This window comes from Rhodanobacter sp. TND4EL1 (assembly GCF_054061035.1).
Map to the genome: position 1 here is coordinate 333,405 of NZ_JBSSDT010000005.1, position 19,410 is coordinate 352,814.

General features: G+C 64.8%; 16 protein-coding genes. 2 read left to right on the plus strand and 14 right to left on the minus strand.

All coding sequences use genetic code 11. The annotated features are described in order from the left end of the window. Window positions 1-30 precede the first annotated feature (30 nt). Entirely contained in the window at window positions 31-1,893 is a 1,863-nt protein-coding gene (locus ACVWWQ_RS16825; protein ID WP_133952096.1) for a tetratricopeptide repeat-containing sulfotransferase family protein, read from the plus strand. A 53-nt stretch (window positions 1,894-1,946) separates the two neighbouring features. Here ACVWWQ_RS16825 and ACVWWQ_RS16830 read toward each other — a convergent pair whose 3' ends face one another. From ACVWWQ_RS16830 to ACVWWQ_RS16890, 13 genes are all read right to left on the minus strand, one after another. After that, on the minus strand, window positions 1,947-4,187 hold the full coding sequence (locus ACVWWQ_RS16830) for a carboxy terminal-processing peptidase (protein WP_133952094.1): 2,241 nt from the start codon (window positions 4,185-4,187) through the stop codon (window positions 1,947-1,949). Between the two features lie 8 nt (window positions 4,188-4,195). Continuing rightward, entirely contained in the window at window positions 4,196-5,206 is a 1,011-nt protein-coding gene (lipA, locus tag ACVWWQ_RS16835) for a lipoyl synthase (protein ID WP_099651546.1), read from the minus strand. A gap of 9 nt (window positions 5,207-5,215) precedes the next feature. Next, entirely contained in the window at window positions 5,216-5,914 is a 699-nt protein-coding gene (lipB, locus tag ACVWWQ_RS16840) for a lipoyl(octanoyl) transferase LipB (protein ID WP_133952092.1), read from the minus strand. Between the two features lie 85 nt (window positions 5,915-5,999). Then, window positions 6,000-6,290, minus strand: a complete 291-nt coding sequence (locus tag ACVWWQ_RS16845; protein WP_133952090.1) for a DUF493 family protein — start codon at window positions 6,288-6,290, stop codon at window positions 6,000-6,002. Continuing rightward, window positions 6,290-7,543 (minus strand): D-alanyl-D-alanine carboxypeptidase family protein, encoded by a 1,254-nt coding sequence (locus tag ACVWWQ_RS16850; protein ID WP_099651549.1) that lies wholly within the window; start codon window positions 7,541-7,543, stop codon window positions 6,290-6,292. The genes ACVWWQ_RS16845 and ACVWWQ_RS16850 overlap by 1 nt, the downstream gene beginning before the upstream one ends. Window positions 7,544-7,619: 76 nt before the next feature. Next, window positions 7,620-8,528, minus strand: coding sequence for a septal ring lytic transglycosylase RlpA family protein (locus ACVWWQ_RS16855; protein WP_133952088.1), 909 nt, complete (start codon window positions 8,526-8,528; stop codon window positions 7,620-7,622). After that, window positions 8,525-9,535, minus strand: a complete 1,011-nt coding sequence (gene mltB, locus ACVWWQ_RS16860) for a lytic murein transglycosylase B (RefSeq protein ID WP_133952086.1) — start codon at window positions 9,533-9,535, stop codon at window positions 8,525-8,527. Before mltB ends, ACVWWQ_RS16855 begins: the two co-directional genes overlap by 4 nt. A 149-nt stretch (window positions 9,536-9,684) precedes the next feature. Beyond that, complete coding sequence (locus ACVWWQ_RS16865) at window positions 9,685-10,008, minus strand: ABC transporter permease (protein WP_133952084.1); 324 nt, start codon at window positions 10,006-10,008, stop codon at window positions 9,685-9,687. A 495-nt stretch (window positions 10,009-10,503) separates the two neighbouring features. Further along, window positions 10,504-11,619, minus strand: coding sequence for a rod shape-determining protein RodA (gene rodA, locus ACVWWQ_RS16870; protein WP_099651554.1), 1,116 nt, complete (start codon window positions 11,617-11,619; stop codon window positions 10,504-10,506). Beyond that, complete coding sequence (mrdA, locus tag ACVWWQ_RS16875; protein ID WP_133952082.1) at window positions 11,616-13,610, minus strand: penicillin-binding protein 2; 1,995 nt, start codon at window positions 13,608-13,610, stop codon at window positions 11,616-11,618. The genes rodA and mrdA overlap by 4 nt, the downstream gene beginning before the upstream one ends. Before the next feature lie 15 nt (window positions 13,611-13,625). After that, on the minus strand, window positions 13,626-14,111 hold the full coding sequence (mreD, locus tag ACVWWQ_RS16880) for a rod shape-determining protein MreD (protein ID WP_133952080.1): 486 nt from the start codon (window positions 14,109-14,111) through the stop codon (window positions 13,626-13,628). Further along, a complete protein-coding gene (mreC, locus tag ACVWWQ_RS16885) occupies window positions 14,108-15,055 on the minus strand; it encodes a rod shape-determining protein MreC (protein ID WP_133952078.1) in 948 nt (315 codons plus the stop codon). The genes mreD and mreC overlap by 4 nt, the downstream gene beginning before the upstream one ends. Before the next feature lie 275 nt (window positions 15,056-15,330). Further along, window positions 15,331-16,377 (minus strand): rod shape-determining protein, encoded by a 1,047-nt coding sequence (locus ACVWWQ_RS16890; RefSeq protein WP_099651558.1) that lies wholly within the window; start codon window positions 16,375-16,377, stop codon window positions 15,331-15,333. 276 nt (window positions 16,378-16,653) lie between these two features. Here ACVWWQ_RS16890 and ACVWWQ_RS16895 point away from each other — a divergent pair, with 276 nt between their 5' ends. Beyond that, window positions 16,654-17,589: a carbohydrate kinase family protein gene (locus ACVWWQ_RS16895; RefSeq protein ID WP_099651559.1), complete on the plus strand. Its 936-nt coding sequence runs from the start codon at window positions 16,654-16,656 to the stop codon at window positions 17,587-17,589. A 63-nt stretch (window positions 17,590-17,652) separates the two neighbouring features. Here the strand turns inward: ACVWWQ_RS16895 and glpK are convergent, their stop codons facing one another. After that, window positions 17,653-19,152, minus strand: coding sequence for a glycerol kinase GlpK (gene glpK, locus ACVWWQ_RS16900; RefSeq protein ID WP_133952076.1), 1,500 nt, complete (start codon window positions 19,150-19,152; stop codon window positions 17,653-17,655). Window positions 19,153-19,410: the final 258 nt, after the last annotated feature.

A 19,410-nucleotide genomic window follows, 5' to 3' on the forward strand; every position in this document is an offset into this window, starting at 1 on the left:
GCGTTGTGCAAGACCACCGAGGGGAAAGGCATGTCCACTGCGAGCACGGATCTGGCCAGCGCCATGGCGAGCGCGTGGAACGCCGGCGACGCGGCGCGGGTGATCGCCCTCGCCGGACAGGCCACGCCGATTCAGCAGAATGACGAACACGTGCTGTTGCTGCTGGGCGTGGCCCAGCAGGCGACCGATCACCTGCCACAGGCTGCGGCAACGTTCCGCCGGCTGACGCAGTTGCGACCGGAGGTCTCGACCCACTGGAACAACCTGGCCGTGGTCAGCCGCCAGACCGGCGATCCGGTCGGCGCCGAACAGGCCTTGCTGACCGCGCTTGCGCTGGCCCCGGACGATGCCGAAGTGCATTACAACCTCGGCTTGCTGCACACGCAGCAGCGACAGTGGTTGCTGGCCAGGCAGCATCTGCTGGACGCGGCGCACCTGGCACCGCATTTCATCGAAGCGCGGCTGCAGGCTGCGTATGCCTGCCACGTGTGCGGTGACAACACGCAGCAGGAAGCCATGCTGGTCGGCGCCGACGCCTGGCCGCCACAACCGGCCGAACAGGCGCTGGTGCTGTCGGCGATGCTGTCGGTGCAGGGTGACCTGGACGCAGCACTGCGCACGCTGGCGCAGGCGCGATTGCCGGCCGAACCGGAGGCGGCGTCGGCGCATCTGCGCATCGCCGCACAACGGGTCTTGCTGTACGAACGGACCAACCAGATGGCGCTGGCCCGGGCGGAACTCGAGCAACTGCCGCAGGCAGTGATCGAGGCCCTGCCCCCGCAAGCGGCACAAGCACGCGCCGAGGGGTGGCGCGCGCACGCCGTCATGGCCATGCGCTCGGGCGCGGTGGCCGAGGCCGAGACGCTGTACCGGCGTGTGCTCGCCGAGGGCATCGATGAAGATAGCCAGGCCAGCGCTGCGTTTGGTCTGGCCGCCGCGCTGGACCGGCAAAGTCGATATGACGAGGCGTGGCAGGCGCTGGAGACAGCGCACGCCGCGCAACTGCAGATAGCCCGCGAGGTGGTGCCGGAATTGCTGGCCGTCGACAGTCGCCCGTTGCAGGTGGCGGGTGGCAACTTCGCGCATGACGATGGTGCCGACTGGAAACCGCTGACCTCGCCGGACCGCCGGCACAGCCCGGTCTTCGTCGTCGGCTTTCCCCGTTCCGGCACCACCTTGCTGGAACAGATGATCGATGCCCACCCGGACTTCCAGTCGATGGATGAGCGCGCCTATATCCATGACCTGATCGAAGGCATGGAACTGGTCGGCCAACACTATCCCGCGGATCTGGCGAGCCTCAGCCAGCAGGACGCCGATCAATTGCGCGGTGCCTACCAACGGATGGTCGGCGAGGTCTTGCCCGACCTGGGCACGCGTCGCCTGGTGGACAAGAATCCGCTGAACCTGTTGTGCCTGCCGATGATCATGCGGCTGTTTCCGCACGCACGGATCATCCTGTGCCTGCGTCATCCCTGCGATGTGCTGCTCAGCTGCAGCATGCAGCCGTTCCGTTCGCCGGCCTTCATGGTGCTTTGCTCGTCGCTGCCGCGGCTGGCGCAGGGCTACGCACACGCCTTCGAGCAGTGGCATCGCGACGTCGCCGCGTTCGCGCCGAACGTGCTGGAATGGCGCTACGAGTCCGTGGTCGACCGGTTCGACGAACAGGTCGCGCGCCTGGGCGATTTTCTGGAAATCGCCGACACCACGCCGATGACGCGCTTCGCCGAGCATGCACGGGGCAAGCGTTTCATCAGCACGCCGAGTTATGCGCAAGTCACCGAAGGCGTCCATCGCAAGGCAGTTGCTCGCTGGCAGCACTATCGCGCGCAGTTCGAACCGGTGCTGCCGATCATCCAGCCCTGGCTGGATCGACTGGGCTACGACGGATAAAAAGAGGGCGGTGCCATGCACCGCCCTCGTTCCGACTCACCGCGATGGGTGGCTCAATGCTGCTGCGGCACGGCGGGCGCATCCGGCTTGGCGTTGACCACGCTCATGCCGAACTTGCCACCGTAGGGCAACACTTCGCTGGCCAGCTTCGGATCGGCCTTGATCATGCCGACCGCGTCGAACAGGATGTGCGCGGTCTCGTTGAGCTGCACGTCCTTGGCCTTCTTCGCGTCTTTTTCCTGCTTCAGCTCGGACTTCAGGCTGCGCTCGTTCGCGTTCAAGCCATCGTCGAGATTGCTCTCGTCGTCGGCGAGCAAGGCATCGGTACCATCAATGGCCTTGTGGCGTGCGCGGAAGTCGGCCTGGATCGCCTCCAACCGCTTGCGCTCGGCCTCCCGGGTGGCGAAGTTCAGCGAGATCGAGGTCTTCGCGCGCATCGTGCGGTACTGGGTCAGCTCGTCCAGCATCAGTTTCCATGCCGGTGACTGCGCCACGCGGCCGGCGTGCATCTTCTCGAGCTGCGGCAGATAGGCGGCCAGATTCGCCACCGCCTTGTAGTCGGCAGGCGGGATCTGGGTCCACTTCAACGCGTTGTCGTAGGTGGATTCACCGAAGTCCTTCTCGTCGCCATTCTTCGGGAACTCGATGTCCGGCGTGACGCCCTTGAGCTGGGTGGAACCGCCGTTGATGCGGAAGAATTCCTGGATGGTCATCTTCAGCTCGCCGAGCTGCGGATTCTCACCGTCGCCCTGCGCGAAACGATCCAGATCGACCAGGTTCTGCACGGTGCCCTTGCCGAACGTGGGCTCACCGATGATCAGGCCGCGGTGGTAGTCCTGGATCGCCGCGGAAAAGATCTCCGATGCGGACGCCGTGCCGCGATTGACCAGCACCGCCAGCGGGCCACTCCATGCCATGCCCGGATCGTCGTCGCCCTGCACTTCAACCTGACCCTTGGAGTCACGCACCTGCACCACCGGCCCCTTGTCGATGAACAGACCGGTCAGCGAGTTGGCTTCGGCCAGCGAGCCACCACCGTTGTTGCGCAGGTCGACCACCACGCCCTGCACGCCTTCCTGCTTCAACTCGCCGAGCAGCTTGGCGACGTCACGGGTGGCGCTCTTGAAGTTCTTGTCACCGGCGCTGCGTGCGCCGAAGTCGGAATAGAAGGTGGGCAGATCGATCACGCCGATCTTGCGGGTCACGCCGCCGTCCTTGATCTCGACGATCTTCTTCTTGGCCGCCTGCTCCTCGATGCTGACCTTCTTGCGCACCAGGGTGACGATTTCGTGCTTGCCGTCCACGCCGGCGTCAGCCGGCAGAATTTCCAGCCGCACGGTGGTGTCCTTCTTGCCGCGGATGCGATTGACCACGTCATCCAGGCGCCAGCCGATCACGTCGACGATCGGGCCATTGTCGCCCTGGCCGACGCCAACGATGCGATCGCCCACCTGGATCTTGCCGGACTTGCCCGCCGGGCCGGCCGGCACCAGTTCGCGGATCTGGGTGTAGTCATCACGAGCCTGCAGCACCGCGCCGATCCCTTCCAGCGACAGCTTCATCGAGATGTCGAAGTTCTCCGCCGCGCGTGGACCGAGGTAATCGGTATGCGGGTCGGTGGTTTCGGCGTACGAGGTCATGAAGGTCTGGAACGCGTCCTGGCCATCCAGCTGCTTGATGCGCTCGATGTAGGCGGCATAGCGCTTGTCCAGCGTCTTGCGGATGTCGGCGTCATCCTGGCCGGCCAGCTTCAGGCGCAGCCAGTCGTTCATGGTGCGCTTGCGCCACAAATCGTCCAGTTCGGCCTGGTCTTTCGGCCAGTCGGCATGTTCGCGGTTGAAGGTGTAGCTCTGATCGGCCGAGAAATCGAAGCCCTGCTTGAGCAGTCCACGTGCATACGTCATGCGCTCGACCGCACGCTGCACGTAGGCATTGAAGATGGCGAACGGTGCGGACAGATCCTGATTCCAGATCGCGTCGTCCAGCTTGGTCTTCATCGGCGCGAACTTCGCCATGTCGACCTGGGTGAAGAACACCTTCTCGCTGTCGAGCAGCTTGAAATAGGCCTTGTAGATCCGCGCCGACATCGCGTCGTCGAGCGGCTGCGCGTCGTAGTGGAAGCGCGTGAGGAAGCGCGCCGACAGCTGCGCGGCCTGGGCCTCCTCAGGCGTGGAGGTCAGCGGCCAGGTGGCGGCCTTGCGCGGTTTGCCCGCGCCCATGTCGGCAGCGGACTGCGCTTGCGCACCAGTTGCGGCAAGGGCTAGCAGCAGGAACAGCGCGGGACGAAATTTCATGAATGCTCTCAGGCGGATTCGGTGACACCGGCTGCATGGGCCTGCAGGTCGGCGTGATAGGACGAGCGTACCAACGGACCGGAAGCGACGTGATGGAAACCCATCGCCTCACCGGCTTCGCGCAGCATGTCGAATTCTTCGGGAGTCCAGTAGCGCACCACCGGGTGATGGTGCGGCGTGGGCTGCAGATACTGGCCGATGGTGATCATCTCGACGTCATGGGCGCGTAAATCCCGCATCGTCTCGAGCACCTGGTCCATCGTCTCGCCCAGGCCCAGCATGATGCCGGACTTGGTCGGCACGTCCGGATGCTGCGCCTTGAAGCGCTTGAGCAGGTCCAGCGACCACTGGTAATCGGCGCCCGGACGCACTTCGCGATACAGGTGCGGCACGGTTTCCAGGTTGTGGTTGAACACGTCCGGCGGGAAGTCCTTCAGCACTTCCAGCGCGCGCTCCATGCGACCCTTGCCGCGGAAGTCGGGCGTGAGGATCTCGATGCGGATGTTCGGACTGGCATGGCGCGTGGCGCGAATGCAGCTGGCGAAATGCTCGGCTCCGCCGTCGCGCAGATCATCACGGTCGACCGAGGTGATCACCACGTACTTCAGGCGCATGTCGCGGATCGTTTCGGCCAGGCGCGCCGGCTCCAGCGTATCGGGCGGCAGCGGCCGGCCATGCGCGACGTCGCAGAACGAGCAGCGGCGGGTGCACACCTCACCGAGGATCATGAAGGTGGCGGTGCCCTTGCTGAAGCACTCGTGGATGTTCGGGCAGGACGCCTCCTCGCACACGGTGACCAGCGCGTTCTCGCGCAGGCGCGCCTTGAGCTGCTGCACGGCGTTGCCTTGAGGCAGGCGCACGCGGATCCAGGACGGCTTGCGCAAGGTCGGCACGGCCGTGTCGAAGCCGGCGCGATTCAGCGCGATCTTGTCGTTGCCCAGCTGCTTCTCACCCGCCGGGACGTTGCCGACGACGGTGATGGGAATGATCTTGGCCGACGATGTGGGTGATTCGCTCATGTAGAAAGCTCAGACCGCCGCGCGCGCGGGGAGTTCGGGTAAAAGGGAAGCTGCGGACTCGGCCACGAAACCGAACTGGCGACAAAACTGCTCGACCAGCACGTCCTCGACCTCGGTCAGGCTTGAAGGGCCGCCCAAGTCTAGCAGTTGGGTGACCGCCAAACCCTTGTAACCGCAAGGGTTGATGCGATGAAACGGCTCCAGGTCCATGGCCACGTTGAAAGCCAGCCCGTGGAAGCTGCAGCCACGGCGCACGCGCAAACCCAGCGCAGCAACCTTGGCCTCACCGGCGTAGACCCCCGGCGCACCTTCGCGCCGCGCCGCCATCACGTTCCAGTGGGCCAGGGTATCGATCAACGCCTGTTCGATGCGGTTGACCAGCTCACGTACGCCGACTCCGGTCCGACGCAGGTCGATCAGCGGATAGCCGACGATCTGCCCGGGTCCGTGATACGTCACCTGGCCGCCACGATCGACCGGAATCACCGGAATGTCACCCGGCGCCAGCACGTGTTCCATCTTGCCGGCCTGGCCGAGGGTGAACACCGGGTCGTGCTCCAGCAACCACAACTCGTCCGGCGTGTCGGCGGTGCGGTTGTCGGTGAAGGCACTCATCGCCCGCCAGGTCGCCGCGTACGGCTGGCGGCCGAGGCGGCGGATTTTCAGGGGCCGGGAAGCGGGGAACGGGAGGGAAGAATCGTTGGTCACGGCGGGGTCATGGCGACGGGAAGACGTGCAGTGGGGTGTCCAGCAATGCGAAGGCCATCGGAAGCGGGTTTGATCCCGCATCCGTTCAATGCGTGTAACGGATATCCGGATCGGAGCGCAGCGCGTGATGCGCCGCTTCGTACTGCTCGCGACTCTCGCAACGGAAGCTCACCGTGACCGACACGTAGTTGCCCGCGCCGGAATGCCGGTGCCGCACGCTTTCGTGCAGCACATGCAGTCCGGCACGCTCAAGCAGTTGCGGCACGTGGCTCGGAAGGTTGGCGCTGGAATTGCCCACCGCGGTGATCTCGAATTCACCGGGGAATTCGAAACCCTTGCCTTCCTGCTTCGCCTTGGTGAAGTCGATCGGTTGCATTACTTCGCGTCCGCGCTCTTGGCTGGCGCCTGCGCGTCGGCCTTCTTGTCACTGTGGAACCACAACAGGATGCTGTCCCACAGGCGCGAGAAGAAGCCGCCCTGTGGCGCATCGGCCAAGGCCACCAGCGGCACGTTCTGCACCGGCTTGCCATCCAGGGTGATGCGCAGCGTGCCGACCTGCTGGCCCTTGGTGAACGGCGCGATCAGGGTAGCGGGAACATCCATGGTGGCTTTCAGCTGGTCGTACTGGCCGCGCTTGACGGTGACCTGCACGGCCTCGTTGACGCCCAGCGGCAACTGGTTGGAGGCGCCTTTCCACAGTCGCGGCGTGGCCAGCGGCTTGCCCGCGTCATACAGCTTGTGGGTCTCGTAGAAACGGAAGCCGTAGTTGAGCAGGGCCATCGCCGAATCGGCGCGCGCCTTTTCGCTGCTGGCGCCCATCACGATCGCGATCATCCGCGACTCGCCCTGCTTGGCCGAGGCGGCCAGACAGTAGCCGGCGGCAGCGGTGTGGCCGGTCTTGATGCCGTCCACGCTGGGGTCGCGCCACAGCAAGGTGTTGCGGTTGTGCTGCTTGATGCCGTTCCACTCGAACTCCTTGACCGCGGAGATCGCGTAATCCTCGGGGAAGTCATGGATCAGCGCGCGCGACAGGATCGCGATGTCGTGTGCGGTGGTGTAGTGGTTGGCAATCGGATAACCGGAGGCGTTCTCGAAGTTCGAGTTGACCATGCCGAGCTGCTTGGCATAGGCATTCATCAACGCCGCAAACGACTGCTCCGAGCCGGCAGTGTGTTCGGCCAGCGCGATCGCCGCGTCATTGCCGGACTGGATGATCATGCCGTACAGCAGGTCCTTCAGCGGCACCTGGCTGTTGAGCTTCATGAAGCTGGTGGAACCGTCGGTGCCGGCACCGCCGCCGCGCCACGCATTCTCGCTGATGGTCACCGGGTCGGTCATGTGCACCTTGCCGTTCGCCACTTCGGCGGAGACCACGTAGTCGGTCATGATCTTGGTAATCGAGGCCGGCTCCAGACGCAGGTCCGGTTCCTTGCTGGCCAGGATCTGGCCGGTCGCGTAATCCATCAGCACCCAGCTCTTGCCGTCGACATCCGGCGGCGGCGGCACCGGTGCTTCAGGCACCACCGGACGCGGCACCGGCGACGGGCGCGGCGGCGTCTGGGCAACGGCAACGCCGGCCAGCAGGGTGACAGCGGCAAAGGGGATCAGGGCGCGGCGGAAAAAGTTCATCGTGTTGTTCAGTCCGGTTTCTGGATATCGACGTTGCGGGCGTCGATGAAGTTGAAAAAGGTTGCGCAAATGGTGCTCAGTCTACCGCGACCTGCGGCCTGGGCAGACCCATGCCTTCGATTCGGCTGCTGACCTGATCAGCGCGATCAACGCTGGCCAGCGGCCCGACCCGCACGCGACGCACGCGCTGGCCATTGATCAGCGCATCACTGACCTGCACCGCGCCGACTTTGGCGTCACGCAGGCGCTGGGCCACGCGGTTGGCGTTGTCCGCATCGGCGAACGCGCCAATCTGCAGGTAGATGCCAGGATGCCGCTCTGTGACCACGGGAGCTGGCGGCAGTTCCTTGCCCGACCCCGAGGGATCGATGCCCTGGACCTCGACCAGCCCGGTGCCCTTGGGCCAGATGCCGATCTTCACTGCGGCGGCATAGGACAGATCGATCAGCCGATTCTCGTGGAACGGCCCGCGATCGTTGACCCGCACGATCACGCTCTTGCCGGTTTCCAGATTGGTCACCCGCGCGTAGCTGGGCAGCGGCAGCGTGGTGCTGGCCGCGCTGAACGCGTACATGTCGTAGGTTTCCAGGCTGGAGGTCTTGTAGCCGTGGAACTTGTTGCCGTAGAACGAGGCGATGCCGCGCTGCTTGTAGCCGGCGGCACTGGGCAGTACGCGATAACTGCGCCCCAGCACGGTGTACGGCGACTTGTTGCCATACAGCGAGCGCGCTTCGACCTTGGGCACCGGCTCCACCAGCTTGCTGACATCCAGCGGCGGCGGCACGCTGTCCTTGCCGTCACGATAGCGACTGGTCTGGGGCTTGCTGAGGTCGTCATTGAAACGGTGGTCGCCGGACGGGGCGGCGGGCCTGGATGACGACGGGCGCGCCACATTCCCACGATGTGACGGTTTCGTCCGGTGTCCGCTGCAGGCGACCAGCAACAAACCTGCTGCCAGCACCATCGCCGCACGGGCCCATTTCATCGTGTGGCTTCCGCCGGACCGGCACCGTCCGCAATGGCCTGGGCCAGCTGGTTCACGGCCATCGCATACAGCGGACTGCGGTTGTAGCGGGTGATCACGTAGAAGTTCTTGAAGGTAAGCCAGTATTCCGGCCCGCCAGGGCCTTCCAGCGTTTGCAGGCTGGAAGGCTCGGCCGGCGACAGCCGCTGCAGCGGAGCATAGCCCCACGCCTCAAGCTGCTCCAGCGGCCACTGCGGCTTGGCATCCTTCACCGTGATCGGCTTTGACGCCCGATCCGGTTGCGCCCGTGCCGCCACCGGCCCGCCGGTGACCCAGCCGTGCTTCGCGAAATAGTTGGCCACGCTGGCGAAGATGTCCGGCAGCGAGTTCTGCAGATCGATATGGCCGTCGTGATCGTCGTCCACCGCGTAATCGCGAATGCTGGTGGGCATGAACTGGCCCCAGCCCTGCGCACCGGCATACGAACCGGTCAAGGTGTCGAGCGGCCCGGCCAGATGGTTGTCCGGCATGCTCAGCAGTTCCTTCAGCTGCTCGCGGAAGAACTTGGCGCGCGGCGGGTAATACAGGCCCAGCGTGACCAGCGCGTCGAGCACCTTGTACTTGCCGGTGTTGCGGCCATAGCTGGTTTCCACGCCGACGATGGCCACGATGTATGGCGGAGCCACGCCGTACTGCTTGCCGATCCGCTCCAGCAACGCGCCGTGTTCGCGATAGAACGCCACGCCGTCATTGATGCGCTTGTCGGTGAGGAAGATCGGCCGGTAGTCCTTCCACGGCTTGCCTTCGGCGGGGCGACTGATCGCATCCAGAATGCTCTGCTGTTTCTTCGCGCCATCGAGCAACGCATTCAGGGCTTGCGGGCTCTTGCCGGTTTCCCGCGCCACTTCGCGCACCAGCTCGGCCTGGCCGGGATGGGTGGTCGCCATGGCCGGCGTCAGCGAGGCCACCCACAACAGGCAGAGGACGGCAAGGAAACGGGCCGGGCGCGGCGCAGGTGTGGCTGTCATGTTGTGGCTTCGCTCACAGAATTACGATATCGCCCGCAGCCTAACATGCAGACCCTGTACCGGCCGACCTGCTCGCACGCATGCACGGACAGCCAGCAGGCCAGGACCTCCGCAAAGCCAGTCAGATTGCTCAGCGTGTTCCGTGCGGGTCAGTGTCCGCCGCTTCTGGCCAGCTCGATGGGCTGCCATTGCAGCAGGCGGCGCAGCGACAGATACACCGCCAGGACCGACAAGCCGAAGGTCAACGCAAGCGATAGCAGCAGCGACGTCGGATGCAGTCCGTCCTGATCGAACAGTCCGGTCCATCGGCCGGGCGCCACCGCCGCCATGCAACCGAGCCACAGGCCACAACCCACCAGCCATCCGCTTTCTGACAGGAAGTGGCGATAGATGTCCGCTCGTCTGGCTCCCAGCGCGCGACGAATCGCGATCTGCATCTGGCGCACGTCCAGCAACCGGAAATCCGTTCTCATGCCGTCGCGCAGAACAAGGCCAGCGGCCGCGGAAACACGCTGCGAATGGCCGGCGCCGCCGCGTCCTCGGCGAGAAACCACGGAGTGAGCCAGCTGCAATCATTGTCCAGCAAGCGGAAGCCGCAGATGCCATGACGCCTGCTGTCGCAGACCAACTGCCCAACATCAAGGTGACCAGCAGTACCCAGGCAGTTGCCGCACACGATTTTTCGCGCAGGGTGACCGACTTCGCAATCAACGACATGGCAACTCCCTTTGTCCCCGTCGACTACCGACAACGCTTCTCTGCGCAGTGTTCTTGCGAGGAAAAGCGGCTGACAGATGAACCGGTGAAGCAGACGGCCACAGGCGCAAACCGTCGTCCCGGTGGCCCCTTGATAGGTCACAAAAACACGGAAACGCCAACACCGACCTCGGTTCCCGGCCGGTATCAAACGGGCGGTCCAGACGCCGGGTGCCGCATCGAGAATGCGTGCCCTCGAGCACGGCCGCCGGTCAGATATGCGTTTTCCGATTCGCATGGATCGACATCAGCACGCCGAAGCCGGTCAGCAGCGAAACCGCTGACGTGCCGCCGTAGCTGATCATCGGCATCGGTACGCCGACCACCGGCAGCATGCCGGCAACCATGCCGCCGTTGACGAAGACGTAGACGAAGAAGCTCATGCCGATCGCGCCGGCGAGCAGGCGCGAGTAGGTGTCGCGCGCCTCCATCGCGATCCACAGGCAGCGACCGATGATGAAGGCGTACAGCGCGACGAGCGCGGCGACGCCAACCAGACCGAATTCCTCGGAGAACACCGCGAAAATGAAGTCGGTGGTGTGTTCGGGCAGGAAGTCCAGCCGCGACTGCGTACCCTGCAGCCAGCCTTTGCCGAAGATGCCGCCGGAGCCCACGGCAATCTGTGACTGGATGATGTGCCAGCCGTTGCCGAGCGGATCGGATTCCGGATTGAGCAAGGTCAGCACCCGATCGCGCTGATACTGGTGCAGGAAGTGCCAGCCGACCGGAATCATGCCGCCGACCGCGCCGATCAGCAGGCCGATCCGCCACCACGCCATGCCGGACAGGAACAGCGCGAAGGCGCCGGCGGCGGTCACCAGCACGGCGGTGCCAAGATCCGGCTGCTCGGCGATCAGCCCGGCCGGAATCGCGATCAACAGGCCGACCACGGCGATGTCCTTCCAGCCCGGCGGCAACTGACGCGGATGCAGGTACCAGGCCACCATCATCGGCATGGTCAGCTTCAGCAATTCGGACGGCTGGAAGCGCATGAAGCCCAGGTCCAGCCAGCGGATCGAACCGCGCCCCTCGCCGAGGATGGCCACTATCACCAGCAGCGCCGTGCTGCCGCCGTACAGCCACGGCGTCCAGCTGCGCAGCACGGCCGGCGGAATGCGCGATACCAGCAGCAGCAGCGCCGCGCCGAGCACGAAGCGACCGGCCTGGCCGCCGACCAGCGACATGTTCGCATCGCCGGCGCTGTACAGCGTCACCAGTCCGATCAATGCCAGCAGGAACAGACCGAAGGTCAGCGGGAGATCGATCCGCGGCCGGGTCAGGATGCGTTGCAGGAACCGCCGACAGCGGGCGTACAGTGCATCGATCATGGCGTGCCTTCCGTGGTTGAGGCCGACTGCGGCAGATCCTCGATGTTGTCGTCGGCAGCGGGTAATCCGGCGGGTGGCGGCGCTGCAGCGGGCGTCGCCACGGGCGTGCTGACCGGCAGGCGGCGGGCGCCTTCGAGCACGCCGTCGTGCGAGGCCAGCCACACATCGAGAATCCGGCGAGCGATCGGACCGGCCGACTCGGCCCCCCACGCACCGGACTCCAGGATGGCCGCGACCGCGATCTGCGGGTTGTCAGCCGGCGCATAGGCGACGAACCAGGCGCGGTGACGGGAGGCGAGGTACGCCGAGCTGCGATTGGTGTCGTACGCATCGGACTTGCGCGAATAGCGCTCGGCGGTGCCGCTCTTGCCCGCCAGCAGATAGGGGAAGCCCGCGGCCAATTTGCGGCCGGTACCGCGGTCACCGTAGATCACCATCTCCATGCCCTCGTTGACCGCATCCCAGTTCGCCGGATTGCGGATCACCGAAGGCCCGGTCGGCGGATTGACCAGCGGCACCGGCCGTGCATTCACGCCACTCTGGGTCGCCATCGCCAACCGCGGCGCATAGGGCACGCCATGCCCGGCCAGGGTGGCGATCGCATGTCCGAGTTGCAGCGGCGTCACCGCCCAGTAGCCCTGACCGATGCCGGCGATGACGGTTTCACCCGGATACCACGGTTCCTTGGAGTTCGCCGCCTTCCACTCCCGAGATGGCAGCACGCCGGATGATTCTCCAATCAGGTCAATGCCGGTGGGCCGACCAAAGCCGAACTTGCCCATGTAGGCACTGAGCCGGTCGATGCCCATGTCCAGCGCGAGCTTGTAGAAATAGGTGTTGACCGACATTTCGATCGCGCGCCGGAGATCGACCGTGCCGACGCCGCCACGCTGATCATCACGATAGCCGCGCGACTGGCCGGGAATGTAGAAAACACCGGTGGACAGCACCGTGTCGCCGGGTTTGCGCATGCCGGTCTCCAGGCCCGCCAGGCCGATCAGCGGCTTTACCGTCGAGCCTGGCGGATACACGCCACGCAGCGCACGGTTGTACAGCGGCTTGTCCGGGTCGTTGGTCAGCGCGGAGTAATCCGTCTTGCTGATGCCGTTGACGAACAGGTTGGGATCGAAGGTCGGCACGCTGACCATCGCCAGCACCTGGCCATTGCGTGGATCGATCGCCACCGCCGCGCCGGGGCGACCATCGAACGCCAGTTCCGCGGCTTTCTGCAGGCGTGAGTCAATGCTGAGATAGAGGTTTTTTCCGGGTGTCGGTGCGTGTGTCTCCAGCACGCGCTGGGTGCGGCCGTCGGCATTCACCTCCAGCAACTCGTAGCCTGGGGTGCCGTGCAGCATGTCCTCGTAGGAACGCTCGATGCCGCTGCGACCCACGTGACTGGTGCCCTTGTAGCGGACGGGGTCGAGCCGCTCCAGATCGTCCGCGTCGATGCGCCCGACATAGCCCACGACGTGCGCAAACAGCTCGCCCAATGGATAGCGTCGGGTCAGGTAGGGGACCACATCCACGCCCGGGAAGCGCCAGCGATTGACGGCGAAGCGGTCGATCTCGTCCTCGGTCAGGTGCATTTTCAGCGGCACGCTGTCGAAACGACGACTCTGCTTGAGCTGCTTGCGGAACGCGTCCAGGTCGTCCGGGTCCAGCGGCACCACCTGGCCCAGCCGGGCCAGCAACGCCGGCATGTCCTTGACCTGCTCCGGCACCACTTCCAGCCGGAACGCGGGCACGTTGTCGGCCAGCAGCACGCCGTTGCGGTCGTAGATCAGGCCGCGCGCCGGCGGGATGGCACGCGGCTTGACGCGATTGTTCTGCGAACGAGTGAGAAACTCCTCGTGGTGCGTCACCTGCAGGTAGGCAAAGCGGGTGAGCAACAGGCACAGGCCAAGCAGGATCAGCACGAAGGCAGCCACGGCGCGACGCCTGAACAGCAGGCTTTCGCCGCGCGGGTCCTTGATCGATCGCCGGATCTTCATGTCACTGGTTCATGCTCATTGAATCCGCAGACGTGCGCGCAGATCGTCGAGCAACAGGAATAGGAACGGCCACAGCGCGGCGCCGACAAACGGCGAAATCCACCAACTGGCTGGCGGCAGCGAGGCACCGGCCAGCAGCCGCACCAGCAACAACAACACGCGATCGTTCAACAGCAGGGCCAATACCGCCAGCGCCTGTTGCCACATCGGGAAGAAACGCAGTCGCGAACGGAAGCGCAAGGCGATGAAGACCAGCGCGCAGAGCCGCAACGCCTGCTCGCCGAGCACCACGCCGTTGAGAATATCGGCCGCCAGGCCTACCCCGAAGGCCAGCCCGAGAGTCACCCGATCCTCCGACTCCAGCGACCAGTACAGCAGGATCAACGCGGGCCAATATGGCTTGAACGGTTCCAGCACGCCGGGCAGCGGCACCAGCATCGACAGCAGCGCAAACATCACGGTGCCGATGAACCACCATTGGCTCACGCGCTGTCTGTTCACGGTTTCACCTCGGCGCCTGCGGCCGGAACGTCCGCGTTCTCACCGGGCGCCAAATGGCCGGGCGGACCCATCGGGGTCACCGGCGTCGGTGGGCCGTCAGGCTCGGCCTGGTCGTGCAACAGCAACACGTCTTCGCTGCGGTCGATGTCCGCCGCCGGCTTCGCCAGCGCGACAAGGAACATGCCGGTGGGCGCGGGCGCCACCGAGCTCACTTCGCCGACCGGAAACCCCGGCGGAAAACGACCGCCCAGTCCCGAGGTCAACAACTTGTCACCGGCATGAACATCGGCTGCCAGCGGGATGGTCGGCAAGGCCAGTTCATCGCCACTGCGTGACCCATAAGCCACCGTGCGCAAACCGGTGCGCTCGATCACCACAGGGATCGCATGTGCCGGATCGGTGATCAGCATGACCACCGAGGTGGTTGGCAGAACTTCCTTGACCTGGCCCATCACGCCATGAGCGTCGATCACCGGCTGGCCGGGCTTGACGCCGTCGCGGGCACCCATGTTCAAGGTCAGCTGATAGCGATAGGCGCCGAGATCCACGCCGATCACCCGCGCCAGTTGCACGTTGAGGTCGAGGCTGTGCTGGGTATCCAGCAGCTCCTTCAGGCGCTGGTTCTGTTCCGCCACCGCCGCCATCCGGTTCAACTTGGCATTCGCCAACAGCAGGTCCTCGCGCAGGCGCTGGTTCTGCTCGGTCAATCGCTGACGATCGGCGAAGGCCACGCTCATCGTGCGGACACCCACCGCCGGCATCCCGGCCAGCCGGTATACCGGCTCAACCACGGCTGATGCGGTATCGCGCAGGCGCCACAGCCAGTTGTTGCGATGGTCAAGCACCATCAGCACCACAGCCAGCGTGAGGTAGACGATCAGTCGCAGGGTTCCCGCGGCATTGCCGGCGAACAGTGGCGAGGACTCATCGCGCGTACGCGCCATGACTAGAGCCTGCTCATCGTCTTCGGGTACCCCGCACCGGGACCTGTTTGCGCGCAAGCCAGGGAAGAGAGAGGAAGTGGACGTCCGTCCGCGACCGAACGATGACGCCGGCATGCGGGCAAGCAGACCCGGCCCTTCGGGTTGTCATTGATTGGCCGCCATGCGGCATCGCGCGGCTTGGCCTGCCAGCCAGGCAGACCGGCGCCGCGCCCTGACACCTGACAGCCACTCAATGGCAACGCGGGGCACTCGAAGGCCATGAGCAGGCTCTCGCCTTACTCGGGGGCGAAGAAGTCGCTGCCGTGCTGATCGATCAGCTCCAGCGCCTTGCCACCGCCACGCGCCACGCAAGTCAGCGGGTCGTCGGCGACCTGCACATGCAGGCCGGTCTCCTCGGAGATCAGCCGATCCAGGTCGCGCAGCAAGGCGCCGCCGCCGGTCAGCACGATGCCGCGCTCGGCCACGTCGGAACAGAGTTCCGGTGGGGTCTGCTCCAGGGCCGACTTCACCGCGGCCACGATGCCGGCCAGCGGCTCATGCAAGGCCTCGAGAATCTCGTTGGAGTTGATCGTGAACATGCGTGGCACGCCCTCGGCCAGGTTGCGGCCGGAGATCTCGATCTCCTTGACGTCGGTCTGCGGGAATGCGCAGCCGATCTGCAGCTTGATCCGCTCGGCGGTGGACTCGCCGATCAGGGTGCCGTGGTTGCGGCGCACGTAATTGATGATGGCTTCGTCGAAACGATCGCCACCGACGCGGACCGACTGCGAGTAGACGATGCCGTTCAACGAGATCACCGCGACCTCGGACGTGCCGCCACCGATATCCAGCACCATCGCGCCACGCGCTTCGTGCACCGGAATGCCGGCGCCGATCGCCGCGGCCATCGGTTCCTCGATCAGAAATACATCGCGGGCGCCGGCGCCTTCGGCCGATTCCTTGATGGCGCGACGCTCGACCTGGGTCGAACCGCACGGCACGCAAACCAGCACGCGGGGGCTTGGACGCAGGAAACGCGACTTGTGCACCTGCTTGATGAAGTGCTGCAGCATCGCTTCGGTCATCGTGAAGTCCGCGATCACGCCGTCCTTCATCGGTCGCACCGTGGCGATGTTGCCCGGGGTGCGGCCGAGCATGCGTTTGGCGTCACCACCCACGGCCGCGATCGTGCGCGGGCCGCCCGGGCCGCGATCCTGGCGGATCGCCACCACCGACGGCTCGTTCAAGACGATGCCCTGACCGCGCACATAGATCAGCGTATTCGCCGTGCCGAGGTCGATGGAGATGTCGTTGGAGAAGATCCCGCGAAACTTCTTGAACATGGGTCCGCCGTGGTCCGGCCTGGCTGAAAAGTAAGCTCGCCAGTCTAGTCAGCGTGTCCTGCATGCGCAAGGACAATAACGTTAAGAAATCCTTGTACAACACGACGATAAGCTCATTTGCTGCGTCTCCAACTGAGCTTCCCGGTCAGGCGGAAAGTCGCCAACCCGGGCAGATGGCGGTAAGATTCCACCCTTTGACCGGGCCCGTCCGGTTCGGCCTGTGCCGACTTGCGGCGATACGGTTTTCCATTCTCTGCCCGGGGGCTTCTTCACATCATGTCTGCCGTCATCTGCGGATCGCTGGCCTACGACACCATCATGGTGTTCCAGGACCAGTTCAAGAACCACATCCTGCCCGATCAGATGCACATCCTGAATGTGTCGTTCCTGGTTCCCCGCATGCGCCGCGAATTTGGCGGTTGCGCCGGCAACATTGCCTACAACCTGAAATTGCTCGGCGGCGATCCGCTGCCCGTGGCAGCGGTGGGCCAGGATTTCGCGCCTTATCGCGCGCACATGGAGCAATGCGGCATCTGCCTGGACAGCGTTCGCGTGTTCGATGACCAGTTCACGCCGCAGTGCTTCATCACCACGGACCTGGACAACAACCAGATCACCGCGTTTCATCCCGGCGCGATGTCCAGCGCGCAGGAAAACCACGTGCGCGACATTCCGCAGATCGATTTCGCGATCGTGGCGCCGGATGGCCGTGAGGCGATGCTGCAACACGTCGACGAATTCGCCGCACGCGGCGTGCCGTTCATCTTCGATCCGGGCCAGGCCATGCCGCTGTTCAGCGGTGAGGAGTTCCGCGCGATGATCGGCAAGTCGACCTATGTGATCGTCAACGATTACGAGTCGCAGCTGTTGCAGACCCGGACCGGCTGGAGCGCTGCCGAGATCGCGGCCAAGGTCACCGCCTACATCGTGACCCAGGGCCCACGTGGCTCATTGATCCATGTGGGCAGCGAGACTCACCATATCCCGCCGGCCCGCGAGCGCCAGATCGTGGACCCCACCGGCTGCGGCGACGCTTATCGTGCCGGACTGATCTTCGGCATCATGCGTGGCAAGGATTGGCCCACCGTGGGCCGGATGGCGTCGCTGATGGGCGCGCTCAAGGTCGAGCATCCGGGCACGCAGAATCAGCGCTTTGGCTACGCCGATTTTGCCGCGGAGTTCCTCGATCAGTTTGGCTACGCGCTGGATTGACCGGCCAAGCATCCGCTGGAACCAGCAAGGCCCCCGAGCCGAGAGCCGGGGGCCTTGTTCGTTTCAGTCCACCCGAAAGCCGATGGTGGACTGCACCGCATCCCGCCAGCCCCGATACAGGCGTTCGCGCTCGGACTCCTCCATCGACGGCTCGAAACGCCGGTCGACCTGCCAGAGCTTGCTGATCTGATCGCGACTTTCCCAGAATTCCACCGCCAGGCCGGCCAGGTAGGCCGCGCCCAGCGCCGTGGTTTCGGCGATCTTCGGGCGCAATACGGGCACGCCGAGCATGTCGCTCTGGAACTGGGCCACGAACTCGTTGGCTATGGCGCCCCCATCGGCGCGCAGCTCGCGCAGCGGAATCCCCGCATCGGCTTCCATCGCCGCGAGCACGTCACGCGACTGGTAGGCCAGGGATTCCAGCGCCGCGCGCACGACGTGCTCCTTGCACGTGCCGTGAGACAGCCCGAAGATCGCGCCGCGCACGTCACTGCGCCAGTACGGCGCCCCCAGCCCCACAAACGCCGGCACCAGATAGACCCCTTCACTGGACGAGACGCTTTCCGCACAACCCTGCGAGTCAGCCGCACACGCCAGCATCTGCAATCCATCGCGCAGCCATTGCACCACCGAGCCGGCGACGAAGATGCTGCCTTCCAGCGCATACTCGACCGCCCCGTCCAGTTCCCACGCGATCGTGGTCAGCAAGCCGTGCCGGGAAGGCACCGCCTGCGCGCCGGTATTCATCAGCATGAAGCAACCGGTGCCGTAGGTGTTCTTGGCCATGCCGGCCTCGAAGCAGGCCTGACCGAACAACGCCGCCTGCTGGTCACCCGCCACGCCACTGATCGGAACGCCGGACATCAAGCCGGGCAACGCCACCGTATGACCGTAGACCTCGCTGTTCGACCGCACCTCGGGCAGCATGCGGGCTGGGATATCGAGCATCTTGAGCAACTCGTCATCCCATTGGCGGGAATGAATGTTGAACAGCATCGTGCGTGCCGCGTTGCTGACATCCGTGACGTGCAGTCTGCCCCCGCTGAGGTGCCAGATCAGCCAGCTGTCGATCGTGCCAAACAGCAGCTCTCCGCGTTCGGCGCGTTCGCGGGCGCCGTCCACGTGATCCAGAATCCAGCGGATCTTGCTGCCGGAAAAATACGCATCGATCAGCAAGCCTGTTCGTTCGCGAACCAACGGACCGTACCCATCCGCCTGAAGCCGCTCGCAGATGGACAGGCTCTGCCGTGACTGCCAGACAATGGCATGGCAAACCGGTTCGCCGGTATGGCGATCCCATACCACCGTGGTTTCGCGCTGATTGGTGATGCCGATGCCTGCCAGCTGATGGCGGTCGACCGACGCTGCAGCCAACACCTCGCCGATCGCCGTCAGCACGCTGGCAAGAATCTCCCGGGCGTCCTGCTCCACCCAACCAGGTGAGGGGTACTTTTGCGAAATCTCCCTCTGCGCGGAAAAACAGACGGCGCCGGAATGATCAAAGAGGATGGCACGCGAGCTCGTCGTGCCCTGGTCTATCGCCAGAATGTATCGTCGATCCACAGCAATGCCTTTGGCCACGTCCAGACAAAGAGTAGCAACATGTCCTTGCACCCATCTCGACGAAAGCTGCTAACAGCAAAAGGCCCGCAGGCGCCTGCGTCTGGACAAATTCTCCCCGGCCTGATGAGCCCGATCACTGGAAGATCTGCCGTTTGCGGAGGCAAAAGCAAAAGCCCCCACCGTTTCCGGTGAGGGCTTTCAGGATAGAACCTCTGGCGATGAGTTGCGGAGGCCGCGCGTTGCGGGCATCGGAGGCAA

What these genes read in the sequence shown, in the direction of transcription:
- mrdA (WP_133952082.1), bottom strand. Translation starts at nt 13,610, where the DNA reads ATGAAGATCCGGCGATCGATCAAGGACCCGCGCGGCGAAAGCCTGCTG.
- lipA (WP_099651546.1), bottom strand. Translation starts at nt 5,206, where the DNA reads ATGAGCGAATCACCCACATCGTCGGCCAAGATCATTCCCATCACCGTC.
- ACVWWQ_RS16850 (WP_099651549.1), bottom strand. Translation starts at nt 7,543, where the DNA reads ATGAACTTTTTCCGCCGCGCCCTGATCCCCTTTGCCGCTGTCACCCTG.
- ACVWWQ_RS16855 (WP_133952088.1), bottom strand. Translation starts at nt 8,528, where the DNA reads ATGAAATGGGCCCGTGCGGCGATGGTGCTGGCAGCAGGTTTGTTGCTG.
- ACVWWQ_RS16845 (WP_133952090.1), bottom strand. Translation starts at nt 6,290, where the DNA reads ATGCAACCGATCGACTTCACCAAGGCGAAGCAGGAAGGCAAGGGTTTC.
- ACVWWQ_RS16890 (WP_099651558.1), bottom strand. Translation starts at nt 16,377, where the DNA reads ATGTTCAAGAAGTTTCGCGGGATCTTCTCCAACGACATCTCCATCGAC.
- mltB (WP_133952086.1), bottom strand. Translation starts at nt 9,535, where the DNA reads ATGACAGCCACACCTGCGCCGCGCCCGGCCCGTTTCCTTGCCGTCCTC.
- ACVWWQ_RS16895 (WP_099651559.1), top strand. Translation starts at nt 16,654, where the DNA reads ATGTCTGCCGTCATCTGCGGATCGCTGGCCTACGACACCATCATGGTG.
- ACVWWQ_RS16825 (WP_133952096.1), top strand. Translation starts at nt 31, where the DNA reads ATGTCCACTGCGAGCACGGATCTGGCCAGCGCCATGGCGAGCGCGTGG.
- mreC (WP_133952078.1), bottom strand. Translation starts at nt 15,055, where the DNA reads ATGGCGCGTACGCGCGATGAGTCCTCGCCACTGTTCGCCGGCAATGCC.
- ACVWWQ_RS16830 (WP_133952094.1), bottom strand. Translation starts at nt 4,187, where the DNA reads ATGAAATTTCGTCCCGCGCTGTTCCTGCTGCTAGCCCTTGCCGCAACT.
- rodA (WP_099651554.1), bottom strand. Translation starts at nt 11,619, where the DNA reads ATGATCGATGCACTGTACGCCCGCTGTCGGCGGTTCCTGCAACGCATC.
- ACVWWQ_RS16865 (WP_133952084.1), bottom strand. Translation starts at nt 10,008, where the DNA reads ATGAGAACGGATTTCCGGTTGCTGGACGTGCGCCAGATGCAGATCGCG.